This window comes from Actinospica durhamensis (genome assembly GCF_018139695.1).
Taxonomy (GTDB): Bacteria; Actinomycetota; Actinomycetes; order Streptomycetales; family Catenulisporaceae; genus Actinospica; species Actinospica durhamensis.
On record NZ_JAGSOG010000075.1, the window covers coordinates 1 to 24,480 of the forward strand.

General features: G+C 70.8%; 19 protein-coding genes. 12 read left to right on the forward strand and 7 right to left on the reverse strand.

Features of this window, described 5'->3' with window-relative positions:
• On the forward strand, positions 1–342 hold a 342-nt coding region (locus KDL01_RS16635), incomplete at its 5' end, for a citrate/2-methylcitrate synthase (protein ID WP_212529416.1).
• Positions 343–389: 47 nt separating this feature from the next.
• Here the strand turns inward: KDL01_RS16635 and KDL01_RS16640 are convergent.
• Both KDL01_RS16640 and KDL01_RS16645 read right to left on the reverse strand, forming a co-directional pair.
• Complete coding sequence (locus KDL01_RS16640) at positions 390–1,637, reverse strand: hypothetical protein (protein WP_212529417.1); 1,248 nt, start codon at positions 1,635–1,637, stop codon at positions 390–392.
• 186 nt (positions 1,638–1,823) lie between these two features.
• Complete coding sequence (locus KDL01_RS16645) at positions 1,824–2,867, reverse strand: ThuA domain-containing protein (protein WP_212529418.1); 1,044 nt, start codon at positions 2,865–2,867, stop codon at positions 1,824–1,826.
• Positions 2,868–3,102: 235 nt separating this feature from the next.
• On the opposite strand from KDL01_RS16645, the gene KDL01_RS16650 reads away from it, so the two are divergent.
• Entirely contained in the window at positions 3,103–5,277 is a 2,175-nt protein-coding gene (locus tag KDL01_RS16650; RefSeq protein ID WP_212529419.1) for an outer membrane protein assembly factor BamB family protein, read from the forward strand.
• A 226-nt stretch (positions 5,278–5,503) separates the two neighbouring features.
• On the opposite strand, the gene KDL01_RS16655 is transcribed toward KDL01_RS16650, so the two are convergent.
• Entirely contained in the window at positions 5,504–6,502 is a 999-nt protein-coding gene (locus KDL01_RS16655; protein WP_246576530.1) for a GlxA family transcriptional regulator, read from the reverse strand.
• Positions 6,503–6,690: 188 nt separating this feature from the next.
• On the opposite strand from KDL01_RS16655, the gene KDL01_RS16660 reads away from it, so the two are divergent.
• Together KDL01_RS16660 and KDL01_RS16665 are read left to right on the forward strand one after the other, a co-directional pair.
• Positions 6,691–9,438 carry an MFS transporter gene (locus KDL01_RS16660; protein WP_212529421.1) on the forward strand — a complete coding sequence of 916 codons (2,748 nt, stop codon included), beginning with the start codon at positions 6,691–6,693 and terminating at the stop codon, positions 9,436–9,438.
• 22 nt (positions 9,439–9,460) lie between these two features.
• Entirely contained in the window at positions 9,461–10,216 is a 756-nt protein-coding gene (locus KDL01_RS16665) for an SDR family oxidoreductase (RefSeq protein WP_212529422.1), read from the forward strand.
• A 14-nt stretch (positions 10,217–10,230) separates the two neighbouring features.
• Here the strand turns inward: KDL01_RS16665 and KDL01_RS16670 are convergent, their stop codons facing one another.
• Both KDL01_RS16670 and KDL01_RS16675 read right to left on the reverse strand, forming a co-directional pair.
• Positions 10,231–10,725, reverse strand: a complete 495-nt coding sequence (locus tag KDL01_RS16670; protein WP_212529423.1) for an SMI1/KNR4 family protein — start codon at positions 10,723–10,725, stop codon at positions 10,231–10,233.
• 166 nt (positions 10,726–10,891) lie between these two features.
• Positions 10,892–12,061 carry a glycosyltransferase gene (locus KDL01_RS16675; protein ID WP_212529424.1) on the reverse strand — a complete coding sequence of 390 codons (1,170 nt, stop codon included), beginning with the start codon at positions 12,059–12,061 and terminating at the stop codon, positions 10,892–10,894.
• A gap of 293 nt (positions 12,062–12,354) precedes the next feature.
• Here KDL01_RS16675 and KDL01_RS16680 point away from each other — a divergent pair, with 293 nt between their 5' ends.
• Positions 12,355–13,158: a hypothetical protein gene (locus KDL01_RS16680; protein ID WP_212529425.1), complete on the forward strand. Its 804-nt coding sequence runs from the start codon at positions 12,355–12,357 to the stop codon at positions 13,156–13,158.
• The gene (locus KDL01_RS16685; protein WP_212529426.1) at positions 13,151–13,816 is read left to right on the forward strand and encodes a pentapeptide repeat-containing protein; all 666 of its coding nucleotides are present in this window, start codon (positions 13,151–13,153) and stop codon (positions 13,814–13,816) included. The genes KDL01_RS16680 and KDL01_RS16685 overlap by 8 nt, the downstream gene beginning before the upstream one ends.
• An 86-nt stretch (positions 13,817–13,902) precedes the next feature.
• Here KDL01_RS16685 and KDL01_RS16690 read toward each other — a convergent pair whose 3' ends face one another.
• Together KDL01_RS16690 and KDL01_RS16695 are read right to left on the reverse strand one after the other, a co-directional pair.
• Complete coding sequence (locus tag KDL01_RS16690) at positions 13,903–15,111, reverse strand: MFS transporter (protein WP_212529427.1); 1,209 nt, start codon at positions 15,109–15,111, stop codon at positions 13,903–13,905.
• Positions 15,112–15,262: 151 nt separating this feature from the next.
• Positions 15,263–16,240 carry a glycosyltransferase family 2 protein gene (locus KDL01_RS16695; RefSeq protein ID WP_212529428.1) on the reverse strand — a complete coding sequence of 326 codons (978 nt, stop codon included), beginning with the start codon at positions 16,238–16,240 and terminating at the stop codon, positions 15,263–15,265.
• A gap of 583 nt (positions 16,241–16,823) precedes the next feature.
• Here KDL01_RS16695 and KDL01_RS16700 point away from each other — a divergent pair.
• From KDL01_RS16700 to KDL01_RS16725, 6 genes are read left to right on the forward strand one after another with little or no spacing between them, the layout of a single operon-like run.
• Positions 16,824–18,035: a radical SAM/SPASM domain-containing protein gene (locus KDL01_RS16700; protein WP_212529429.1), complete on the forward strand. Its 1,212-nt coding sequence runs from the start codon at positions 16,824–16,826 to the stop codon at positions 18,033–18,035.
• Positions 18,036–18,065: 30 nt separating this feature from the next.
• Complete coding sequence (locus tag KDL01_RS16705; protein WP_212529430.1) at positions 18,066–20,225, forward strand: DegT/DnrJ/EryC1/StrS family aminotransferase; 2,160 nt, start codon at positions 18,066–18,068, stop codon at positions 20,223–20,225.
• Complete coding sequence (locus tag KDL01_RS16710; RefSeq protein ID WP_212529431.1) at positions 20,222–21,100, forward strand: phytanoyl-CoA dioxygenase family protein; 879 nt, start codon at positions 20,222–20,224, stop codon at positions 21,098–21,100. Before KDL01_RS16705 ends, KDL01_RS16710 begins: the two co-directional genes overlap by 4 nt.
• A 4-nt stretch (positions 21,101–21,104) precedes the next feature.
• Positions 21,105–22,313 (forward strand): aldehyde dehydrogenase family protein, encoded by a 1,209-nt coding sequence (locus tag KDL01_RS16715; protein ID WP_212529432.1) that lies wholly within the window; start codon positions 21,105–21,107, stop codon positions 22,311–22,313.
• A complete protein-coding gene (locus tag KDL01_RS16720; protein WP_212529433.1) occupies positions 22,310–23,431 on the forward strand; it encodes a phenylacetate--CoA ligase family protein in 1,122 nt (373 codons plus the stop codon). Before KDL01_RS16715 ends, KDL01_RS16720 begins: the two co-directional genes overlap by 4 nt.
• 48 nt (positions 23,432–23,479) lie before the next feature.
• Positions 23,480–24,478 carry an LD-carboxypeptidase gene (locus KDL01_RS16725; RefSeq protein ID WP_212529434.1) on the forward strand — a complete coding sequence of 333 codons (999 nt, stop codon included), beginning with the start codon at positions 23,480–23,482 and terminating at the stop codon, positions 24,476–24,478.
• Positions 24,479–24,480: the final 2 nt, after the last annotated feature.

Consider the following 24,480-nt stretch of genomic DNA (forward strand, 5'->3'; position numbering starts at 1 on the left):
CGCTTCCACCGCGTCGACCCCCGCCGCGCCCCCCTGCTCGACCTCACCGCCGCCGCCCAGCGCGCCGGCGACGTGGAAGGCGCCCACCTCGCCGCCGCCCTCGCCGTCGAGGCCGAACTCAACCGCGGCCGCGCCGAGCCCATCCCGATGAACATCGACGGCGCCACCGCCGTCATCTACGCAGAACTCGGATTCCCCCCGCCCCTCGCCCGCGGCCTGTTCGTCCTGAGCCGCAGCATCGGAATCCTCGCCCACGCCTGGGAAGAGAGCCAGTCCGGCATCCGCAACAAGGGCCCGATCCCACGCGACCTGCTCCCGAGCTACCGCGCCCCGGAGGCGTAGCGGTTCCCGTCCCGGTGACGCGGTGACGCGGCGAGGCGGTCCGTGGTTCACACGTGCTTGGCCGCGGATTCCCAGAGACCCGCGCCCGCGGCCTCTTTGAGGACCTCTTTCGCTGAGCCGGCCCCGGACAGGAGGGTGAGCAGCGAAGTGAGGATCAGCGGGAGGCGATAGTCGGCCGTCTCGGCGAGCCCGGGAAGGTGGGGTGCCGCCAGCGCGACGGCGCACAGTGCCACCGCTATGAGGCTTCTGTTGAGCCACCACCGCATCCGGCGCGGGGGTACCTGGGGCGCCCGCTGCAGGATCTCTTCCCACTGCCCCGCACTCGCGTCACGCAGCGCGGCGACGAGAGCGACGCGAACGCGATAAAGGTCGCGTGCGTCGCGGACGTGCAACAGTTCGTCGGCGTGAATGCGCATCAGGGCGGCGATGCGCAGGCGATCGCTGCGGGCTTCCCGCTTGCCGTGAAGGTCTCGAACACCGATGGCAGCCCGTGAGATCGGGTCCGCCTCGATCTGCCGCGCGGCCGTGAGCAGCGCCGCACGCGCCGGACGTATCGCGGATACGGGCGTCCCCGCGCCACGCGCGACGGAGTCGAGGGCGACGGCGGCGTGGAGCAGGCTCCAGATGATGAAGTCGCCCCAGCATGCCCGGGCGACGATCCACCGTCGATAGAGGCGGACGAAGACGAGGTGACCCACGACTTCGATGAGCATGCCGGAGAGGAAGAGTGTCAGCCCCAGAGAAAGGTCTGACGACAGATCCCGCGTCGAAGGATGATGAGAGTTCGTCATCTTGGTAAGTCGGTAGGCCACGAGAACGATCACCGCTAACGTGGATAAGCCCCCCAGAACGGTGAGGCAGCCCAAAGGGGGAGATTCCAGGAAGTCACCGGGCTCCTCGATCGTGGGCAGAGCTCCGACGTGAAGAATCCGTGTCGAGAGTTTCCAGCCGCTCACCCTGAGCCTGCGCGCACCGATCGCCGAGACCGGGACGCCTATCGTGCCCATGGTGTAGCCCCATGTCAGCATGGCGGGCGGCAGCAGAATGAGGAACGTGTCGCCCCCGGCGCCCGGCCGAAGCGTGTGGATCTCGATGTAGGCGATGGCCACCACGGCCAGCCACAGTCCCGCGCTCGTGGCGTTTCCGGCGAGGAACCAGGCCCGCAGTTGCCGCTCGTCCGGCCGCAGACGGGTGGCAGCTTCGGCCAGCGCGCGCTTGATGGGCACGGCGGCCGCCTCACCGACCCTGGGAATGACGAAGTCCGGAAACTCGGAACCGGCCTCCGCGCGCTCCATGCCGCCCTCCGGCCCGCCCACCGAGCCTCCCCTCGCGCAAGACTTTCAGTACTCTACATCCGGCTGGGCGGCCGCCATGGCCGGCGACGGACATGCCGCGTCCGTGCACGGCCGATCCGACGGGCCGTGCACGGACGCGATCAGGCGGCTGAGATCACTGGGCGGTGGAACCCGACCGGTCGGCCGTCACTTGCAGAACGGCGTCTCGCCCATCGCCGACTTGATGCCGTTGACCAGGAGCGTCTGGAACTCCTGGGCGCCGGGGAAGGTGGAGTTCGCCTCCCAGTCGCCGGCGTCGTGGCCCAGGGTGGTGAGCCAGGCTCGGCCGCCGTCGTAGTACTGGCACCAGGCGACCGGGTGGTCCGCGCCCATGCCGGGTTCGCCGTAGTAGCCGACCGGGGGGTCGGTGGCCATGGTCTTCTCGTTCACCGTTGCCAGGACCTTGACGTCGGTGGGCTCGGTGGTGAGGTTGTACCACTCGTCCTCGCCGGTCCACGAGGACGGCAGTGCCTTGTCGGAGCTGTCGTTGTGGGTGGTGAGGTTGACCGTTGCGGTCTGCTCGGGGCCGTGGTCCATGAGCTGGGCGTTGCCGAGCAGGCCCAGGTACCAGTTCCAGTTGTAGTTGGTGCCGAAGGCGTTGTGGACGCCGATGAACGCGCCGCCTGCCTCGATGTACGTGCGCAGCGAGGTCTGGCCGGGGTCGTCGAGGACGGTGCGCGAGGTGAAGAACAGGATCGCGTTGTACTTCAGCAGGGTCGCCGGGCTGGAGAACACGCTGGTGTCCTCGGTCCAGTCGACCGAGAAGCCGTTCTCCTGGCCCAGCCGGATCATCGCGTTCTGCACCACGTTCGCCGCGGTCAGGGTCGGGTCAAGGCCCGGGCCGAGGGCGGGGCCGAGGTCGGCGTGGCGCGGGCCGGCGGTCTTGGTGAACACCAGGACGTGGTAGCCGTTCTTGGCCGGGTCGAAGTCGTACCAGGCGTGGTAGCACAACGGGTCGGTGCCGCGGCAGACCCCGAACTGCGGGTCCACGCCGGCGGCGTAGTAGAGCGTCCCGCCGTCGCCGCTTCGGTCCGGGTCCGCGGTAGCCAGGGTCGAGCCGGCGAACAGGGCGCCGGCCACGACCATGAGCATGGCCGCGACCACGCCGCCGCGCCGGGCCCGGCTCGGGCCCGCCCCCGGAGCCGCCGCCTTCGCCGCCCGCGCGCGGCGTCTGAACAGGGATATCAGCATCCTTGACTCGCAATCCTCCACGATCATGGTCCGCAGGGTGGACCCGATCTTCCGTTTTATTGAGCCGACATGCGGGGGCAACGGTAGCGTCACAGCTCTGATAGCGGAAGTCTTGCGAGCTTTGAGATGCGGCGCTAACGTGCGTCCATCTGACGGAACCAATGAACTGCTAGACGGACTGCCCGGGTGATCCGGTTCGGTTCCGTCCGGCATGTCTGGGAGGACTCGGAACGACATGGAACGACGCACATTCCTCACCGGCGCGGCCGTCACCGCGGCGAGCGCGACCGTGAGCGTGGCGGTGTCCTCGAACGCGCGGGCCGCCGACGCGAAGTCCCCGCTCGCCACGCCCGTACCGGTCCAGCCCCCGTCGCTCGCGGCCCCCGGCGCCGACTGGCCCAAGGTCGGCGGGGACCTCGGGAACAAGAACTATTCGACGCTCGCCCGGATCAACCGCAACAACGTCGGCAAGCTCGGCGGCGCTTGGCTCACCCACCTCGAGGGCGGCAGCACCACCCAACCCCAGCAGTGCACGGTGGTCGCCGCCAACGGGGTGCTCTACGTTCAGAGCACCCAGCAGAACGTCTTCGCCGTGGACGGACGCACCGGCGCCGTGCTGTGGAAGACGAACGTCGGCACCTCACAGACGAACATGCGCGGTGTCGCCCTCGGCGAGGGCCTGGTGTTCTCCGCCTCCGGCGCGAACATCCTCTACGCGCTCGACCAGTCCACCGGCGCCGTCGTGTGGCAGACCCAGCTGATGACCGAAGGCGCGAGCGGCACGGGCGGCGACGGCGGCTGTGGCACCAACACGGGTGAGTGCGGCGGCACCGTGGGCACCCTCGCCGGAGCCGTCGTGTACTGGGACGGCCTGGTGTACATGGGCATGCAGGGCTCCACCGCCGGAGCCCGCGGCCGCGCCTACGCCCTGGACGCCAAGACCGGCGAGCTCGTCTGGACCTTCTGGAGCGTGCCCGGCCCCGGCGAGTTCGGCAACGACACCTGGGCCGGCGAGAGTTGGCAGACCGGCGGCGCGGTGTGCTGGCTGCACCCGGCGATCGACCCGGACACCTCCACCGTCTTCTGGTGCTTCGGCAACCCGTATCCCCGCACCGACGGCTCCAGCCGCGAGGGCACCAACCTGTTCGCCAACAGCCTCGTCGCCATCGACGCCAAGACCGGCACGCGCAAGTGGCACTTCCAGTCCGTCCACCACGACATCTGGGACCTCGACAACGAGATGTCCCCGCTGCTGCTCGACCTGAAGATCGACGGCCGCACCCGCAAGGTCGTGGTCTACGGCAGCAAGGCGGGGATGTTCTACATCCTCGATCGCAACACCGGCGAGGCCGTGCACGGCATGGAAGAGCGCGCCGTCCCGCAGCAGGCCGAGCAGCTGACCTGGCCCACCCAGCCGTTCCCCGGCGGCGAACCCTTCGTCCCGCACCAGTTCCCCAGCCAGGACAACACGACCAAGCCCGTACCCTTCTATCCCTTCGGCGGGATCTTCTCCACCTTCTGGGACCGCGCCACCATCCTGTACCCCGGAGCCGGCGGCGGCGCGGACTGGGCCGCGTACTCCTTCAGCGAGTCCACCGGCTACGTCTACGCCCCCTACGGCCTGATCAACTCCTCCTACTCCAACGCCGACGACGGCCGCGTCAACACCGCCCGCCCCCTCGGCCAGTACAACAGCGGCGGCTTCGCCGCGGTCGACCCGCGCACCAACACCGTCGTGTGGCAACGCCCGCACTCCTCCGCCCTCTCGCACGGCACCGGATTCCTCAGCACCGCCGGACGTCTGCTGTTCCGCGGCAGCCTCGACGGGGTCCTGAGCGCGCTCGACGACGAGTCCGGCGAGGAGCTGTGGACCTTCCAGTGCGGCGCCGGCGCCAACACCTGCCCGGTCAGCTACCAGATCGACGGCGAGCAATACGTCGCGATCTTCGCCGGCGGCAACGCCCTGCCCTACCCCGACATCCCCAAGGGCGACTACCTCTGGGCCTTCAAGCTCGGCGGTACGGTCACGCCCGCCGCGACCCCCACTCCGCCCAAGGCCCGCAACGACATCCAGGCCGCCGCCGTCACCGGCTCCGTCGCCGGCTACACCGTCACCCTCGGCCGCATCTGGAGCACCTCCACCGGCGCCCCGGGCACCACCGAGAACCTCGTGTCCACCTCGTCGATGGCGCCGCAGAACCTGCACGTCTCCGTCGGCGACACCGTCACCTTCACCAATCCCGCCACCAACGCCAACGCCCACGGCGCCGTCTCGTTCTTCGAGCACGAATTCGACTCCGGCCTGCTGATGCCGGGCCAGTTCTTCACCCACACCTTCGCCACCGCGGGCGAATACTTCTTCAACGACCCGGTCTTCCCGCAGGCGACCGGGAAGATCGTCGTCAGCTGAGCTGTGACCAGTCGTCGGCGAACGCAGCCGACCGGACGCCGCCCGCGGTTCCTGGACTGTGGTCCAGGACCGCGGGCGACGCGTTGCGCGGGAATGTCGCCGGAGGCGTTCAGCTCGGGGACGCAGGTGTCCGGGCGCCCGACGACGTCGAGGTCGTAGATCTCGCCGTTCTGCTGGGGCTGTCCCGTCCCTCCGCTGCCGCTGCCGCTGCCGCTTCGCGTGCGCGTCAGTGTGCTGAGACGTTGCTCCGCACCGCGCCGTGCCCGGCGGCGAGCTGCTCCTGGACGCCGCGGGCGAACGCGGCCCGGTAGGCGCTGGGCGTGATGCCCGAGCGCCGGACCAGGTGCTGGCGCAGCGAATCGGCGGTGCCCAGGCCGCTGTGGTGCGCGACCTGCTCCAGCGACAGGTCCGTGGTCTCCAGCAGTTCGCGCGCCCGCTCGAGCCGCTGGTGCAGCAGCCACTGCAGCGGGCTCATCCCGGTCTCCGCCTGGAACCGGCGGGTCAGTGTACGTACGCTGCTGTGGCTCTCCCGGGCCAGATCGGTCAGGCTCAGCGGCTCGTGCAGCCGGCCCAGCGCCCAGTCCCTGGTCCGGGCGAAGGGGTTCTTGCCCTCGGGCGGCAGCGGGGAGGAGATCACCTGGGCCTGCCCGGCCGGACGCACCGGGCCGGCCACCATCACCCGGGCCACCTGGTTGGCCACGGCGCTGCCGTAATCCGTGCGGATCATGTGCAGGCACAGCTCCACCGCGGCGGTCAGCCCGGCCGAGGTGAGCACCGGTCCGTCCTGGTGGAAGAGCACGTCGGTGCGCACGTCCACCGCGGGAAAGCGGCGGCGCAGCTCTGGCGCGTGCTGCCAGTAGATGGTCACCGTGCGCCCGTCCACCAAGCCGGCCTGGGCCAGCACGAACACGCTGCCGCAGACGGACACGATCCGCTTGCCCGCCCGGCCCGCCTCGCGCAGCGCCCCGAGCAGCCGCGGATCGGCGCACTCCCGGCCGCCCTCGCCCACCACCATCACCGTGTCGGCGCGCTCCACCGCCTCGAGCCCGTGGCGCACCGTCAGCTCGAACCCGCCCGAACCGACCACCGCGCCCGGGTCCGCCGCGCAGATCTCCGTCTCGTAGCCGGGCCGCCCCGCGACGAGCACCTGCCCGAAGGCCAGCTCGGGGATGGACAGCTCGACCGTCGTGATCGGCGCGACCACGACCAGCGCGATCCGATGCATGGCCAGATCCTCCGGAATCTTGTCCCGCAGGCGGCTGCCGCCCACGACGCGCTTCCCGCACAGTCAGTACGAGACAGTCCGCCCGTCATCTTCGCCGATCGAACGCGTCCGTCCGGGCTCTTATTCCCCCGACACGCGTCCGCGCGGGCGCCGGGCGATGGCAACCAGGTAAAGGAAGGTTCTCACTCGTGCTCCCCTCCGAGAGCCGGCTCTCGCGGCGCTCCGACCTCCGCTTGGCCCTGCTCGCCTTCGCGCAGCTGATCGCGACCATCGACATCAACATCGTCTTCATCGCGCTGCCCGACATCGGCCGCCAACTCGGCTTCAACGCCGACTCGCTGCAGTGGGTGGTCAGCGCCTACGTCCTCGGACTCGGCGGGTTCCTGCTGCTCGGCGGACGCGCGGTGGACCGGTTCGGCCCACGCCGGATGTTCAGCCTCGCGCTGGCCCTCTACGCGATCTCCTCGCTGGCCGGCGGCCTGTCCCACGACCAGAGGCTGCTGGTGGCGGCGCGTTTCGTGCAGGGCCTCGGCGGCGCGCTGGTCACCCCGGCCACGCTCAAGCTGATCTACCTCAACTTCCCCGACCCGCGCGAGCGCACCCGCGCGGTCAGCGTCTGGGGCGCCGCGGGCGGCGCCGGCCTCTCGGTCGGCGCGATCCTCAGCGGCGTGCTGACCAACTACCTGGGCTGGTCCTGGGTGTTCTTCGTCAACGTCCCGCTGGCCCTGCTCGCCGCGGCGGCCGCGCCCAAGCTGCTCGAGCCCGACCCGCCCGCGGCCACCGAGGGCAGCTTCGACGTGCTGGGCGCGGTGATCACCACGGTCGGTATCAGTTCCATCGTGTTCGGCCTGGTGAGCGGGCCGATCTCGGGCTGGGGCTCGGCCCGCGCGGCCGGCTCGATGATCCTCGGCGCCGTCCTGCTCGCCCTGTTCGTCGCCCTCGAGGCGCGGTCCCGCGACCCGCTCGTCCCGCTGCGCATGTTCCGCAACCAGCATCTGCGCACCGTGATGATCGTGATCTTCCTGTTCCAGGGCGGACTGAGCTTCACCTACTACATGTTCACCACCTACCTGCAGGACGGCCTTTCCTACAGCGCGCTGGGCGCCGGGCTCGCGTTCCTCCCGCCGACCCTGGTCTCCATGGTCTCCGCACTCAAGGTCAACCCGTGGCTGGTGGGCCGGTACGGCGTACGCGCGGTCCTGGTCGGCGGCACGCTGCTGATCGCGGTCGGCCTCGCCGGGGTCACCGCGAGCCTGAGCGTGGGCGGCTCCTCCTGGTCCATGCTGCCCGGCGCGGTGGTCTGGGGCTTCGCCGGCGGCGCCGCGTTCCCCACCATCTTCGTCGCGGCCGCGCAGGGCGTCGCGCCGAAGGAGCAGGGCGTGGCGGCCGGCCTGGTCTCCACGTTCCGCCAGGTCGGCGGCGCGGTGGGCCTCGCGGTCCTGGTCGCCATCGCCACCGCGGGCCTGGCCACCGGAGCGCACGCGACGCCCTCGCTCAGCGGCGTCGTCTCCGGCATCCGCACCGCCGGCTGGGTCGCCACCGGGCTCACCGCGTTCGCCGCGCTGCTCGCGCTCCGGCTCGGCAAGCCGGTCCCGGCGCCGGCCCCGGCCCGGCCGCGCCGCCCGCCTCGGCCGAGCCGAGCCCCGCACAGAGCGCGACGGCATGATGATCGCGGAGCGCATCGCCGGCCAGATCCGCGCCGAGCGGGCCGGCTCGTAGCGAATCAGGGCACAGACGCGCACGGTCGGCCGCGGCGATGGACTCGCCGCGGCCGACGACGCGTCGGGGGGTGGTTACCGGAGGTCGTTCGCGTACGAGTCGGCGTAGTGGAACACGAGGTTCGCGTACGAGTTGGACTGGTTATAGGCCAGGACGGCGGACCACCATCCCGTGGCCGTCTCCAGGTTGCGGCCGTCGGCGCACAGATAGCGGCCCGCGGCGACCGCGGCGGCGTCGATGTTCTGCGGGTCGCTCCCGGCATCGGCGTACCGGTACCAGGTCTCGGGAAGCAGCTGCAGGGGCCCGACCGCGTGATCGTATACGGGGTCACCGGTGAGCGAGCCGTGATCCACCGCCGGCAGGTCCCGCCGGCCGGCCGAGCCGTCGAGCGCCGGCCCGATGACCGCCTTGGTCTCGGTGCCGTCCGCGGCAAGGGTGGCACCGCCGAACCGGCCCTGGTCGGATTCGACCATGCCTATCCCGGCCAGGGTGTTCCAGGCCAGATGGCAGCCGGGCGTCTCGCTCTGCAGCACGAGTTCGGCGTATCCGTAACCCTGGGCCGCGCGCGCCGGGATCCCGGTCGCGGCCGAGACCCCGGCCGCCCAGGAAGCGAGCAGCTGCGAAGCCGGCTGCGTGGACACCGGGCCCGTCCCCACGGACCGTGCGCCCGGTGTCGAGAACCCCGAAGCGATGTCAGGGCCCGATGGCCCCGTCACCGGGCTCGGCGCAGCCTGCGGCTGTTGCGCAACCGCCGCGGCCGACGAATCGGACCTGGCCGCCGCCGGCCGGGCGCCGGCGGCGGAACCCGCGAACAGCCACACGAGACTACCGACGATGCAGGCCAGCCCGACGCCGATCAACGCCGTGCCCGACAGCGCGGCTATGCGCCCGTTCGTCATCGGTACTGGGAGCCGTCGGTCGGCACGGAGGCCACGTTCTCGTTCACGTTCACGTCCCAGGTGATTGCGTTCATCTCCGGCGCTGCCCCCACACGAGCTTCGGTCCCTGTCCGCCCGACCCGACAGCCCCGAGCCGCACAGCCGGATACGCCTCGTCCGCTTGGATCCAGCCACACGCTACCAGTTGAGTTCGATCACCGCGTGGCCCGGATCGGGCCGACTCCTACGCCACCGCGGCTTCCCGCCAAGGCGAGGCGGCGTGCCGACGGCGGTCCTTCCCGCCACACGCACATGCGGCATACTCGAACCCTGATGTGAGCGAGAAAGGACGAACCCCGACATGCCGAACAACCCTGTACGCGACCTCGACGGCAAGGTGGCCCTGGTGATCGGCGGCAGCCGCAACCAGGGCGCGGCCGTTGCCGAACTGATCGCCTCCCGTGGCGCGGCCACCGTCATCAGCTACGCCAACGACGAGGCCGCCGCCGGGCAGACCCTGGCGGCGCTGGAGAAGTACGGCGTGCCCGCGGAGGCGATCCGCTCCGACGCTCGGCGGTCGGCCGAGGTCGACGAGCTGTTCGATGGCGTACTCGCCCGCCACGGGCACCTCGACATCGTCGTGCACACGCCGGGCGCGGTCATCAAGAAGCCGTTGGTCGAGTTCACCGACGCGGACTTCGACCACCTGATCGACCTCAACACCCGCAGCGCGTTCAACACCCTGCGGGCCACGGCGCGTACGGTCGCGGACAACGGCCGCTACGTCGTGCTCTCCACCACGCTCACCTCGATCATGACCGGCCCCTACGGCCTGTATTCGGGCTCGAAGGCCGCCGTCGAGCGCCTGGTGCTGGCCGCGGCCAAGGAACTCGGCGCCCGCGGCATCACGGTCAACGCGGTCGCGCCCGGCCCGATCGACGACTCCTTCTACCGCGACGCCGAGACCCCCGAGGCGATCGCCGCCGCCACCCACCACAGCCCGCGCAACCGCCTCGGCCTGCCCGCCGACATCGCTCCCGTCGTCGGCTGGCTGGTCAGCGACGCGGCCGGCTGGGTCTCCGGGCAGACTGTCCGCGCCAACGGGGCGATGTTCTAAGCTCCCGGCGGCTATCAGTCCTGCGGAATGTCCACGACGTCGGGTCGGCCGTCGGGGGACGGCATTGCGAGGGTGCCGGCGACCGCCCGGTGGAGCCACTCCTTCACGTCCATGTCGTCGCGGAAGTACCGCCCGTTGTCGATCGCCCACATGGGACCGGCCGGGTCTCGGAAGTCCACCAGCGAGAGGATCGCGCAGCCCCAGTCGTAGATGACGACGACGCCGGGCGGCACGGTCCCGGTGGGCTCTGCACCGTCGCGGTACATCTCCGTGATGTCGAAGACGTCGGCGACCCGGTGTCCGCCGGGGACACCGATGACCCCGCCGCTCTTCTTGGCGAGCCAGCCGTTCGCGACCTCCAGGTACAGCCGGCGCAGGAGCGGCGGGATCCGGAAGCCGAGGACCCGCTCCGCTTCCTCCACCTGCTCGAGCGTCGCGGGCACGGGGTCGACGGCGCCGAGTTCGGCCCGGACGAGTTCGATCAGCTCGTCATCGGTCAGATCTGTCACGGCGTCCTCTCGAACCGGGAGTCTCGCCGGTCGACTGGTGCGGCAGACCGGCTGCCGCGAGAACCGTCCTGGGACCTGTTCGCGGTTCGCGGCCGGGACGCTCAGCGTAGGGCACGGGCGGCGATCTGCGCCCGGATCCCGGATCGACCGGCTGGGAAGAGACGACCTAGCCCTTGGCCCTGGCCGAAACCGGCTCGGTCAGCGCGGCCAGCCGCTGGGCCGCGGTGTCCGCGCCGTGGCTCTCGAGGATCAGGGCGCCGAGGCGCAGCGCGTTGGAGCGGAAGGCGGGCTCGGCGAGCATCGTGCGGGCGGCGGCGCGGATCTCCGGGACGCTCGCCGTGGCGGCGAGGCTGAGGCCGACTCGGTGCTCCTCGACGAACTCGGCGGTGCGCGGCTGGTCGAAGGCGATGATCCGCTGGTCCTCGGCCTGCCCGGTGAGGCACAGGACGCCGACGCCGTGGGTGAGCGCGCGCATGACCGTGCCGTAGCCGGCGTGGTTGACCACGAGCGAGGCGCGGCTCATCAGGGGGCCGTGGGTGGCGAAGGCGACGGCGTGGGCGTTGGCCGGGACGGTGATCTCGGCCGGGTCGACCGTGCCGGTCGTGGCGAGCACGTGGACCGGCAGCGTGGCGAGCGCGTCGAGCGTGCGCTGCAGCTTGGTGATCGAGTTCTGGATCTCGTCGGTGGTGAAGCTGACCAGCACCAGCGGGGTCGGGTCCGCGGGCGCCCAGGGCAGCTCGCACGGGCGGCCGTCGATGACCTCCTCGAGGACCGCGCCGCCGTGGCGGACGTTGGGCCAGGGATTGCCCTGCGGGCCGTCGAACTGGTCGATCGCGTTGACCATGAACAGATCCCGGCCGCCGAACAGCTCGTCCAATCCGGGCAGGGGCTCGAAGCCGAGGGACACCCGGGTCGCGCTCTGATGGCGCATCATCACCTCCCAGTCCCCCAGGGTCCGGCGCAGGAAGGAGTGCAGGATCACCGCGGTGGGCACGCCGAAGCGCGGTGCCACCGCCAGCGCGCCGCCGAAATTCGAGTCGATCACGACCGCGTCGGCGCGCTGCGCGGCGGCGACCTCGAGGAGTTCCTCGGCGACGGCGGGCGAGGTGAGGAAGGCCAGCGTGCGACCGCGCGGATCGTCCTGGTAGCGATGTGCGTTCGCATACGCCTGACGGAGCTCGACGGCGTCGAATTCGGTGGGCCGGACCTTGCGCGCCATCTCCGGCCGGCCGGCGAAGACCACCCGATGGCCCGATCGCGCCAGCGCACGGGCCACGCCGAGCCCATACGGCATGTTGCCGCCGCCGTCGTAGCATGCCCACAGGAACGTAGCCATGTCCGCACTCCTCACCATGTCGATCTGAGGATGTTCGGGGGAAGATGTTCTCCCCGAAACCGAAAACGTCCTCGCCTGGCTACCATCCCCAGGGGACCGACGTGCGTCCACCGACGTCGGGCAGGTCTGTCAGGTCTCATAGGTTTCTCATGAACGTCAGACCCGTCATGGCCTTGATGCCAGCATGGGATCTCGGTGCCGGACCTGACAGATGCCGTGCCAGACCGCTCCCGCGGGCCGACGCGCTTGATATCTCTGTTCTAAGTTCATGCTCAGTGCGGAAGGACGAGACGATGGCCGGCCTCAGAACGTGCTTCGTCGTCATCAGCGATGTACTCGACGACGCCTTCGAGGATCTGGCGCTCAGCATCGAAGCGTTCTGCCCGGGCGCCGACGTGGCCTGGTACAACTCGGGCCGGCGGCGCGACGTGCCGTGCGGCCTTGAGCGGGTGGTCCCCGATCGGCCGCTGCGGCAGCGACGGATCACGCCCGCGTTCTTCGACGTCTTCGAGTGGGCCGGGGACCGTGACTACGACTGCGTCGTCAACGTCGAGACCGATCTCGCCTTCATCAAGCCCGGCTTCCTGGACTTCGTCGGCTCCCGGCTGCGGGACGTGGACTATCTGGCGACGGGGCTGCGCTACCGCGTGCCTGCGATCACGATGTGGCCGCCGTACCGTTCCCTCGGCGAGCACCGCGCGGAACTGGCCGAGATTCTGGGGATCGACCACTTCAACCGGGCCTTCGGCTCGGTCCAGGTGTTCGGCCGCGGGTATATCCGTGCCCTGCTGTCCAGCGGCCGGCTGCCCGCGGTGCGGGCCTTCGTGGAGCGCAACCACCGCCCCGAACGCTCGAGCTCGCTGCACGAACTGATCCTCCCGACGTTGGCCGAGGGCCTCGGGGTCCGGTCCGGGTCTTTTCCGGACCACATGACCGGCTTCAACCGGTTCCGGCCCCACCAGTCCGAACTCGATCTGAGCGCGGCCCGGGCCGCGGCGGACGTCTTCTTCGTCAACCCGATCCGCCGCGGCGCCGAAGATCCGGTGCGAAGGTCGGTCAGGGAACTCGTCCGCACAGTCAGGAGCGCAGATGTCTGACGGAGTTCACGCGGTGGCCTGGAAGCCGGCCACCCCGACGCCGACGAGCGCGGCCGGCGAGACCTTCTTCCATGGAGCGGATCTCGGCGGCACGGACGCCAGCGGCACGGATCTGTCCGGACGGGGGTTGCGCGGCATGAGCTTCTCGAACGCGACCGTCATCGAGACCGTCCTGCGCCGGGCCGACCTGTCCGGAGCCTCCTTCTCCTCGGCCGACCTGAGCCGCGCGGACCTGAGCATGGCGTTCCTCGGCGGCGCCTTTCTGGGCTGGGCGAAGCTGAGCGAGGCCGATCTGAGCGGTGCCTGCCTGCGCGGGGCGGATCTGCGCGAGGCGAACCTGGCCGGCGCGTTCCTGAACGGGGCCGACCTCTCCGGCGCCTTCCTGGGCGATGCCGACCTGCGCAACGCCGACTTGAGGCGGGCGCGTCTGGACGGTGCCGACCTGCGTGAGGTAGACCTGGCGGGGGCAAATCTGGAGGGGGCCAGCCTTCGCGGCACGCTGCTCGCGGAGGCGAGGTGGAGCGAGGGGACGCGGTGGCCGGCCGAGGCCGCGGAGGCGATCACCGGGATGTCACGGACCGAGGCGCCCGGCGCGTTCACGGTCAATGATCAGGGGCTTGGCTCGGCCGACATCCGGCTGGCGCCTCCCTTGGAGTAATGCGGATGGAAGAAGAAGTCACGGCCGCTTCCCTGCGCGGGAGGCGGCCGTGACTTCTGAGCGGCCGTGAATGTTTACGCGGCAGCTCAGGGAGCTTCGTGCGTGGGGTTGCGGGCGCCGGTGAGCGCGGCGGCGGGCAGGCGCGGCGCGATCGCCATCAGCAGGGGGATGGTGCCGATCGCCACTGCGGAGACCACCGCCCAGGGCACGTCGGCTCCCAACACCAGCAGCGTGGAGAACATCGAGGGCGCGATCATGCCGGCGATCGAGAACGAGTACTGGAACGTCGCCAGGTAGCGGCCTCGGACGTCGATCGGAGCGGCGTCGGTGGCCATCGCGGTGGAGGCCGGCAGATGCAGCATCTGGGCGGCCGAGTAGCACAGGATGGCGACGGTGCACGCGGGTACGGCCAGATCGCTCGGGACGTGGCGTGCGGCGAGGGTCGCGAGCGCCCAGCAGGCCCAGAGCGCGCCCGCCATGGCGAGCGGGATCTGTCGGGACAGGTTCCGGGTCCAGCGGACCATGGCCGGTTGGAGGAGCGCCTGCACCACGGTGTTCATCACCAGCAGGGGACCCACGGCCCAGATCAGGTGGGGCAGGGCGCTCGCGATGTACAGCGGGAAGCCGACGCTCAAAAGCATGTTGCACAGTGCGTACATGGTGTTGAGGGAGGTCAGCGACAGGAACGGACGGTCTCTCAGCAGGACTCGGTATCCGCGCCCGTCGACCTGTGCCGCGCGCGAGGTACGGGACGCGGAGACACCCGTCAGCACGAGCACCGCGGCAACGACCAGCAGCATCCCGTTCGTCGCGATGAGCCAGCGGTAGAAGTTCAGGGAACTGATCGAGAGGGCGAATCCGGCGAGGACCGCTCCGAGGCCGTAGCCCGCCGCCCTGAGCGCGGCCAGGATCCCGAACCACCGGTCCCTGGCCCGCGGGTCGGCGTCCCCGTCGGTGAGGCTGCCGAGCAGGACGTAGATCGCGGCCCAGAAGGCCAGCCGGCCGATCGCCGCCAGGGTCGCGATGCAGAACACCGAGGTCGGGCTGGACACGGCGACGTAGCCGAGGAATCCGAGTGCCTGCAGCACCTGCGCGATGAGGACCACGGGCTTGGCGTCCCAGCGGTCCACCAGCCGTCCCACCCACAGCGGCACGGGCAGCGCCACCAGGCTCGCCAGGCTCAGCAGGATGCCGATGTGCGCGACCGAGGCGTGGCTGCTCTTGGTCAGGTACAGCAGGGACAGGGGGGTGAAGAGGCCGGCCGTCAACGAGTCGATCGTCAGCACCGTGAACATGACGGCGGAGGAGTATCTCCCCCTCCGGCGGACCTTCGCGGGCGCGCCCATCGGTGGCTCCGTCGGCGGATCGGCCATCAGCTTGTCGTTTCTCTGATTCAGACTCATTCCACCACGAGCTTTCCGCTTCATATCCCGTGTTATCGAGGTCTTATGACGATGCTTTGACCAACTGCCGCAGCCGACCCATGTCACCCTTGATCAATTGCGTCAACATTTCCCTGTCCGTCGTCGGCAGAGCGTCGATGATGTCGGCGGGAACACTCGTGACGAACGAGCGGGCGAGCGAGAGCGCGTCGCTCAGACTGGCGTCGTCGTGCGAGTTCAGAGCCCGAAGCGCATCCCTGATATCGCCGCGGCACATGTCGTCGGCATAGGTATCGACGAGTTCCTCGGCGTACGTGGAGATGACCTCCAACGTGTCGAGCACCATGTGCATGCGGGCTTCGAAGGTCGCCGGCTCGTACTTGCGCTGCGTGATGGACGGCACCCCGCTTTCCCGGATGCGCCACAGGTAGACGATCTCGGAGAGCACGTCGACCGCCGACGCCTCGAGGTGGGCCCGCATCATCACGGGCGCGTCCTCGAAGGCGGGCAGGGTGAACTCGTAGGCGTTCGCGTCCCAGAACGAGCGGCGGAAGACCTTGTTCCACACCATGCGGTCGCGCACGAGTACGGGGTGGCGGCGGATGTGGGTACGGCGCACGTCCCGGGCGAAGGCGTCCCCGTATCCGGGATGAGGCCGTTCGCCCGCACTGTTGAAGCGGCGGACGTCTCCGGAGGCGAGATCGGATCCGGTGGCCTCGAGCGAGCCGACGAGCGCCGCGTACGCGGTGGCCGGCACGATGTCGTCGCTGTCGCAGAAAGCCAGGTAGCGGCCGCGTGCCGCGCGCACCCCGGTGTTGCGGGCGGCGCTCAACCCGGCGTTGGGCTGCTCGACCACGCGCAGCCGGGGGTCCCGGCGCACCCACTGCTCGGCGATCTTCCTGCTCGCGTCGGTGGAGCCGTCATCGACGATGACGACCTCGAAGTCCTCGAGCCGCTGGCCGGCCAGGGACTCGAGACAGGGCGCGATGTACGGCTCGACGTCGAACATCGGGACGACGACGCTGAGCACGGGCTGCGACATGACCTGGGCTCCCCAATCCTGAAAGACGGCTGTCCGGAAAGACGGCTGTGCCGGGCGCAGGACGCGAGCGGCGACCGGCCCGGCGGGCATCCCCGCCTCCCGACGATCGCCGGGCCGGGTACGCGTGTCCACCCACACCGGGCGGATCTGTCAGATCCGCACCCGACCCGCCGGATCGGTCGAAACCACCCCTTCACGGATCCACTGAGCGGAAAGTCAACCCTCTTTCACGATGAGATATCCGGATCCTGAGTCGAAGTCGTCGAACGGCGCGGAGTTCGACGCCGGCCGGGGTGCGCCGAGGTCCGCGCCGCATCCGTACCAGCATCTTGATTGCAATATCGGATGCCGGGCGGACTGGAAAACCGCAGATCCCGGCGCTATATCCATCCGCTTACGACGTGCCCTGACACACATTTTTGTAGATCCTTGACATGCGCACACGCCCGGGGCAGTATGGAAAATCGAATGGGGTCGGGGCGCACCACCACAGATGAGAACGCGAACATCTCGCCCCACCCGATTGCCTGGGCTCGTCTCAACCCTCGATCCGTTATCCGACGACGCGGAGCATTGGAGAGCCATGTCCACCACACCCATGCCGTTCATCCCGCTGCACGACCTCGCCCGGCCACGCAACCCGGAGGAGCTCTCGACGGTCGCGCTGGATCAGGCGCACGCGCCGACGAAGGTGCTGGCGCACGAGGAGATGGTCCGCAAGTTCGCCGCCGGCGAGGAGATCCGCCCGATCCACATGCGGATCGGGATCATGGGCGCGTGCAACATGCGGTGCAACTTCTGCAACTTCCACTCGCCGAACGAAGAGAACTTCTACGACCTGTTCTCCTTCAAGGACGCCATCCAGACCGCCTCCGCGATCAAGCTGATGGGTGAGTTCGCCGCGACCGGGGGCCGGGCGGTGACCTTCTGCGGCAGCGGCGAGTGCACCATCCACCCGGGCTACAAGGACATCTGCTACGCCGCGCACGAGCAGGGCCTGCGGGTCGGCCTGATCACCAACGGCTCCCGGCTCAGCCGCGCCGACCTGGCCGAGTGCATCGCGAAGACGCACACCTGGGTGCGGATCGGCCTGAACGCGGGCACCGAGGAGACCTTCAACGAGATCACCCGGGACCGCGACGGCACCTTCGCCACGTTCCGGGACACGCCCGGCAAGCTCCGCGAGGCGGCCGTGGACCCGGACTTCCGGATCGGCTTCAACTTCGTGATCACCCTGCAGAACTACCGGGAGATCGACCGGGCCGCGCGCCTCGCCCTGGAGTCGGGCGCGCACTACGTCCGGTTCGAGCCGGAGTTCTACAGCGGCATGGGCCACGAGACGATCGAGGACGTCATGGCGGAGGTCTCCGCGGCCCTGGACGCCGCGGCCGCGCTCTCGAACGACTCCTTCGAGGTCTCCGTGCCCAAGCTGGACCGGGGGCCGATGGACCAGGTGGAGAACGTGGAGGGCGACTTCGAGCGCTGCCACTACAGCCGCTTCGTCACCGCGGTCGGCGCGGACGGCCACCTCTACCCGTGCCCGCAGGTGCACCTCAACAGCCGCTACCGGATCGGCAACGTGCTGGAGGAGGGCTACCAGCAGGTCCTCGAGGGCGGCAAGCGGGCCGAGTGGGAAGAGCAGAACCCGCGGCGCACCGACCTGTGCAAGTCCTGCTTCTACCGGCCGCAGAACGAGCTGCTCGAGTGGCTCAAGCACGGACGCATCCAGCTCGACGAGGCGCTCGACTCCTACCGGGTCGAGGTGCCCGCGACGCTGCACGCCGACTTCGTCTGATCCGGCCGGAACCGAGCAGGTAGGGAATCAATGCAGATCAACCGACTGTCCCGGGCTGTGGCCGACGCGGCGCGGGTACGCGCCGGACACCGGGACGAGGGCCCCGCCGGGGCGGCGGACGAGGGGCACGCGCAGCGGGTTCGGGCCGCGTCGGCCCGGCGGATCCGCGCCGCGCTCGTCCGTCTGGCCCGGGTGGACCCCTTCGCCGTGCCGGCGTTCGAGCTCACCCGCCGGAGCGAGAGCAGCCACGAGGGCGTGCGCCGCGTCGAACTGGAGTTCCGCAGCGCGGCGCGGGACGGGATCAGGGCCGTGCTGCTGATCCCGCAGGCGGTGGCCGCGCCGCCGCCCGCGGTCCTGGTCAGCCCCGGTCGCCACGCGGTCCTCGACCAGGTGGCCGGGCTCGCCCCGGCCGACTACCCGGATCGCGCGGTCGCCGCGCACCTCGCGGACGCGGGCCTGGCCGCGCTCACGGTGGACTACGGCCTGGACACCGGGTTCGCCGAGGCCGGGCTCGGCGGGCGGGACGAGGCCGCGGTGCTGGCATCAGCCTTCGAACTGTCCGGGCAGCCGCTGCTCGGGGCGCTGATCGAGGACAACCTCGGCGCGCTCGCCTGGCTGCGGGCCCAGCCCGAGGTGGACGGCGCCCGAATAGGGCTGTTCGGACACAGCCTCGGCGGTGCGGTCGCGCTGCACACGGCGCTGCTCGCGGACGGCGCCCCGCCGCTGTGCACGGCCGGCCACATCGGCACCTATCCGATCCTTTACACCAAGTCACTCGGCGGTTCGCCGCTCGCCGTGCTGCCGGGCATCCTGGAGCACGCCGACCTGCCGGATCTCTACGCGGCGCTCGCACCGCGGGCGCTTCACCTCCAGTACGGAACGCGCGACCCGAATCTGCTGCCCGCGGACGCGGCCGAGGCCGCGGAGTCGATCCGTGGCGCCTGGCGGTCCGCGAGCGACCCGACCGGCACGGTCGAGGTCCTCGAACTGGACATGGGACACGGGACCGACACGGGCCTGGCGGCGGAGTTCTTCGTCAAGACACTGGGTTCCGCGGCCGACCCGGTCGATGCCCTGGTGCCCCCGCTCAAGGTGCGCTTCGACCTCGCCGCGCGCCGGGAGATCGCCGACGCCGTCGACGAGTCCCTGCAGTCCGGCGTGCTCACGCTCGGCCCGGTGCTCAAGTGGTTCGAGGCCGAGGCGGAGCCGTGGATCGGCCGGCCGGCCGCGGCGGTCAGCTCGGGTTCCTCGGCACTGGAGATCGCCTACCGCGCCGTCGGCGTGGCCGGGCGCACGGTGTTCGTCCCGGTCAACACCTTCTTCGCCACGGCTGCCTCGGCCACCCGGGCCGGGGCCCGGGTCGAGTTCGTGGACATGGAGCTCGACGGCCTCGGCATGGACCCGGACGCGCTGCGCGCCGCGCTGGACCGGCACGAGGACGTCGCGGCGGTGGTGCTGGTGCACCTCGGCGGCGTCATCTCGCCCACGGTGCCGCGGATCCGGGCGCTGTGCGACGAGCGCGGCATCGCCGTGATCGAAGACGCGGCGCACGCGTTCGGCTCGCGGCTCGACGGCGTGTGGGCGGGCTCGTTCGGCCGGTTCGGGGCGTTCTCGCTCTACCCCACGAAGGTGCTCACCAGCGCGGAGGGCGGAATCCTCGCGGCCGAGGACCCGGCGGACCTGGACCTGGTGCTGCGGCTGCGCGACCACGGCAAGGCGGCGTTCGAGTCGCCGCTGCACGACTGCGAGGGCGGCAACTGGCGCCTGAGCGAGGTGCACGCGGCCGTGGGCCTGGCCCATCTGCGCCGCTTCGCCGAGATGACCGAGGAGCGCGCGAGCCTGGCCGCCTGGTACGACGAGGCCCTGAGCGGAATCAATGGGCTGACTGCCTATCAGCCTCCTGCCGCACTGTCCTCGAGCTGGTACAAGTACATCGCCTATCTGCCCGACGGCGTGGACCGGGTCGCGCTCAAGCGCCGGCTGCGCGAACGTCACGGCATCGCCCTGGCCGGTGAGGTGTACGACCGGCTGCTGACGGATCAGCCGTTCTTCGCCGACGGCGACCGGACGCGGTTCCCGGCCGCACGCTGGTTCACCGAGCGGCACGTCTGCCTCCCGCTGTACCCGACGCTCACGCGGCGGCAGCAGGAGCGGACGGTGGAGGCACTGCGGGAGGAGCTCGGGGGATGAGCACGACCACAATCGTCAAACCGGATCTGTCCTCGAACGGGCAGGCCATCGCCTTCAACGACAAGCTCTTCGCGCCGATGCGCGACAGCAGCGGCCTGATCGGCGACGCGGAGGCGCTGCGGGCTCGGTTCCGGGAGGACGGCTACCTGCTGCTGCGCGGCGTGCTCGAGCGCGAGCGGGTGCTCTCGCTCCGGGAGAACTACTTCGCCCGGCTGCCGGAGGGCTTCCTGAAGCCGGGCACGAGCGCGGCCGAGGGGCTCTTCTCCGGCCTGGCGCCGGACGGGATGCGCGCGTACGGCACGTCCGGGCATCCGGCGTACGCCTTCGCCCGCTCGGCCCAGCTGCACGCGCTGAGCGAGGACCGCGCGCTCTACGGCGTGGCCGAGACGCTGCTCGACGGGCCGGTACAGCCGCTGGTGCGCCAGATCGTGCGACATTTCCACGCCGGTTCGGGCAAGGCCTCGCGGGCGCACACCGACTACGACTATATGAGTCAGGGCTCGGACAAGCTCGTCACCTTCTGGATCCCGCTCGGCGACTGTCCGCTGGAGGCCGGGGCGCTGGTCTACCTGGACCGGCCGGAGCCGCTGTCCGCGGACCACCTCGCGCTGCTGCGGCTCGTCAACGACCGGGAGGACGACACCCGGCCGCTGAGCCACGACCTCGAGTGGACCGCGCGGATGACCGAGCGCCGCTGGCTGTGGGCCGATTTCCAGGCCGGCGACCTGACCGTGCACTCCCCGCACCTGGTGCACGCGTCGCTGGACACGACGACCGAGGCGATGCGGCTGTCCGCGGACCTGCGGTTCCAGCGCTCCGGTGAGGCGATCGACCCGCGCTGGACCAAGCCCTGGGCCGCTGATGACGGAGCCTGACGCCGTGCTCACGATTCCCCTCTTCCGCCGCGGCGCGTGGCAGCCGAGCCGCGACGTGATCGACGTTCCGGGCTCCGCGCACTGGCGCCTCTCGCTCAGCCCGCGCCTGATGATCGCCACCGACGCCAGGGCCGCGCGGCCGGCCGACGAGCCCCGGTTCGACCAGGCCGCCCGCCGCCGCATCCTGGACGAGGCCATCGCACTCTTCCTCGACCGGCCGGTGGACCTGGGCCCGCTCGACACCCAGAGCCCGGCCGAGTTCCACGCCGCCATGCGGGAGATCGTCGGCCTGCCCCCCGCGCTCAGCGAACGCTGGGGGGAGATGCTGCGGGACTGCGTCGGCCGACTGCGGCCGCCGGACGCGCGGATACGCAGGGCACTGATTGTCCTGCCGGCGAACACCTTCACCTGTCTGGAAGCCGTGGCCGAGGCCGTCCTGAGCGCCGACGAGGTGTGGATCAGGCCGTCGCGCCGCGAACCCGTCTCCGCGGTGCGCTTCGCCGCGGCCCTGCTCGCCGCGGGGTGGCCGGCCGAGCGCCTGGGCTTCTACCCCTGCGACGCCGAGGCGCTCGACGCGCTGCTGGACGCCACCGACCACCACGTCGTGTTCGGCGGCGACGAGATCTCCGCCCGGCTGGAGCGCACGAGGTCCGTCGAAGACAAGCTCGACCTGCGCGGCGCCGGCCGCGGCGTGGCCCTCGTGCCGGCCGACATCGCGGCGGACCCGGAAGCCGCCGCCGACTGGCTCGCCAGGCTGATCGCGGCCAACAGCGGCCGGTTCTGCAAGAACGTGTGCACGGTGCTGTGCGTCGGGGATCCGGAGCCGATCGCCAAGGCCCTGGCGGCCCGGCTCGACGCGATCAGCATCCCGGCGGTGGACGCCGACTTCCCGCAGGCCTCGGTCGCCCCCGCGCGCGCCGAGTCGTTCGCGAAGCTCGTCCAGGAGCGCACGGGCGCCGCCGACCGCCGGGTGACCAACCGGGACCTGGTGCACCTCGACGGGGCCGGCGCGTACCTCGCACCCACCCTGGTGCACCTCGCGGACCCCGGCACGGCCGACGCCCCGCACGCGTTGCTGGCGCTGGAGCTCCCGTTCCCCTTCGCCGCGATCTGCGCGGCCGGGCCCGAGCTCACCGCCGCGGTCGTCGAGCGCTCGCGCTTCGTCTACACCCCGGCCACCGATCTGGAACCGAAAGAGGGCACCAGCACATGAACGACTCCGGTATCTTCCTCGCCTCGGACGCCCTGTCGCAGACCCCGCTCGAGGAGATGAAGCGTCGGTTCCCGGTGCTGGCCGAGGATCTGGACGAGTGGACGCTGCGGATGGTGCACTGGCACTTCTCCGAGGAGACCGGATCGCCGTTCTGGCTCTCCCAGCGGGCCGATCTGCCCTTCGACCCGCTGCGCGACATCGTGGACTACGACTCGCTGCGCCTGTTCGGGTTCTTCGACAAGAGGCGGCTGCGCGCCGCCGCGCCCCGGGACCTGCTGCCGCGCGGCCTGTACGGCAAACCGTTCCGGATCTTCGAGACCGGCGGCACGACCGGCGAGCCGTGCCGCGTCGTCAACGTCTCCAAGCTCGACGACGAGATCACCGTGTACCGCGTGATGCTGGACATCCGCGGCGTGGACGGCGGCGACATCGTGGCCATGACCCCGGCCGGCCCGCATCAGTACGCGCACCTGGTCGCGCGGCTCGCGGACCGCTGGCACGGCGCGGTGGGCTTCATCGACTTCGACCCGCGCTGGGTCAAGGCGGAGCTGCAGCGGGTCGGCACCGCGTCCGGGTACATCGCGCACCTGGTCGAGCAGACCGAGGTGCTGCTGGACCGGCTGCGCCCCTCGCTGCTGTACACGACCTCGAAGCTGCTGATGGAGCTGGTGCTGGCGCTGGGCAAGCCGCTGTCCGACTACGGGGTGCGGGCGGTGTGCACCGGCGGCACGTCGTGCACGGCCGAGGAGGTCGCCTTCCTGCAGTCCGAGTACCTCAGGGGCGTGCGCTGGATCGACACGTACGGCAACACGCTGGTGGGCCACGCGCTGCTGGCCGACCCGGTGGCGCCGCAGGATCCGCGCTGCTACTACCTGCCGGGGCCGACCGCGACGATGCGGATCGTGGAGCCCGAGGACCCGTGGAACGAGGTGCCGCTCGGCCGGCGCGGCCGGGTGCTGACCACGACGCTGCTCGAGGACCTGTTCCTGCCCAACCTGCTCGAGCGTGACAGCGCGATCCGGGTGGGGCCGCACCCGTGGTTCGACTGGGACGGGGTGACGGGCGTGGCGCCGTACCGGGAAGTGGATGGCGAGCAGGCCGTCGAAGGTGTCTACTGATTCGTCCGCGAGCTCCCGAGCACGAAGGAACCACCGACCGTGTACCCCGTGGAACCACCCCGCCCGGTTCTGCCGAGCCACCGCCTGCGCGTCGTCAGCCCGGGTATGCCCACCCTCTACCATGTGCCGGAGCGAGGCAAGCGCGCCGAGGCGGCGCTGACCGCGCTCGGATTCGAGGTCGGGTACAGCCCGCACGCCCACGGCCTGTCCGATGACGGCATCACCTCGGGCACTCCGCGGGAGCGGGCCGCCGACCTGATGGAGGCGTTCGCCGATCCGGAGGTCGACGCGCTGCTGATCTCCGACTCGGGCACCGGGAGCCTCGAGCTGCTCGACCTGCTCGACCCCGAGGTGATCAAGGCGAATCCGAAGCCGCTGATCGGGTTCTGCGACACCGTCTTCCTGCACCAGTACCTGGCCGGGCTCGGCATCGGCTCCTACTACGGCTGCTCGCTCATGTTCCACCTGGGCGACGTGGGCGGGCCCTTCCCCGAGACGATACGGAGCCTGACCCGCGCGCTCGGCGTCGAAGCGCCGCTCGAGTGCCGGCCGCTCGGCGACCGCGCGGCGCCGCCCACCTCCTGGCACGACCCGGCGAGCGAGGCCGTGCCGCGGGTGCGCGACCATCCCGGCGGCTGGACCTGGCTGCGGCCGGGGCGCGGCGCGGGGCCGCTGCTCGGCGGGGAGATCTCCCAGCTGCCCGAGGTCGTGGAGCGGTTCAAGCTGGACTACCGCGGTGTGCTGCTGTTCTGGGACGTGACCGAGGTGCAGGACCAGCCGGTAGACACGCTGATCCGCGACCTGGCCGCCGCGACGGACCTGACCGGGCTCGCGGGCATGGTCGTCGGCGCCAATCCGCAGCTGGACCCGCCGGTCTGGGCCGCCGAGGTCGCCGCCGCGCTGGAGCGGCACGTCCCGGAGGCGGCCTATCCGGTCGTGGTCAACGCGGACATCTGCCACATGACGCCGTCCTGGGTGCTGCCCTTCGGCGAGTACGCCGAGCTCGACGACCACAAGGGCCTGAGCTTCCCCCGAACGAGAGGATGACC